This is a genomic window from Bradyrhizobium manausense (assembly GCF_001440035.1).
GTDB lineage: Bacteria > Pseudomonadota > Alphaproteobacteria > Rhizobiales > Xanthobacteraceae > Bradyrhizobium > Bradyrhizobium manausense.
Map to the genome: position 1 here is coordinate 1 of NZ_LJYG01000060.1, position 1,026 is coordinate 1,026.

General features: G+C 64.1%; 1 protein-coding gene. It reads right to left on the reverse strand.

All coding sequences use genetic code 11. The features are described from left to right. On the reverse strand, window positions 1-1,026 hold a 1,026-nt coding region (locus AOQ71_RS15335), incomplete at both ends, for an AMP-binding protein (protein ID WP_157083516.1).

Consider the following 1,026-nt stretch of genomic DNA (forward strand, 5'->3'; position numbering starts at 1 on the left):
CATGACCATCCAGCAGATACACACGCGTGTTCGCAATCGGACGGCCAATCGGCACAATGGCCTCATCAAACTCTGCAGGACAACTCCAGGCTGTCACGTCGATCGCAGCCTCCGTCGGACCGTAGAGATTGTGCAGGCCCGTCCAAGGCAATACGCGCCGAACCCTATGCACACTGGCGGCAGGGAGCGCCTCGCCGCTGCATAAAACTCGTCGCAGCGATGTGCAGCGGTCAACACTCTTCGCATCCATAAAGCTGACCAGCATGGATGGCACGAAGTGAACCGTCGTGATGCGCTGGCTGATGATCAAGTCGACCAATGCGTCGGGATCTCTGTGCGCACCGGGCGGCGCCAGCACCAGGGTTGCCCCTTCAAGCAAGGTCCAGAAGAACTCCCAGGCCGAAACATCGAAGCTAAATGGCGTCTTCTGCAACACGACATCAGTTGCGTTGAGACCATAGGCGTTCTGCATCCAGATCAGGCGATTGACGATAGCCCGATGCTCGTTCTGGGCCCCTTTGGGCGTACCGGTGGATCCCGAGGTGTAGATCACGTAGGCGAGATGGCGGGAGGTGAGGCCGAGCGCGCGCGGGTCCGGATCCGATTCCGGCAGGCTGGCCCAGGCCGGTGCCGCCGCATCGAGCTCCACCACGCTCGCATCGAGGCCCACATCGCCCAAGGCGGCGCGGCCGGCCGCATCGGTCAGCAGCAGCCGCGGCGCCGCATCCTCCAACACCTGGCGCAGCCGCGCCGACGGATAGGCCGGGTCCAGCGGCACATACGCCCCGCCGGCCTTCAGGATCGCCAAAAGCCCCACCACCATCAGCGGACTGCGCGCAACGCAGATTGCCACCGGCTGATCCGGCTTGACCCCGAGGGCGATCAGATGATGCGCCAGCTGGTTGGCGTGCGCATTGAGCGCGCCATAGCTTACGCGCTGGTCCTGATAGACCAGCGCCACCGCCTCCGGCGCCTTGCGCACCTGCGCCTCGAACAGCTCCTGGATGCACTGCTCCGCAGGATACG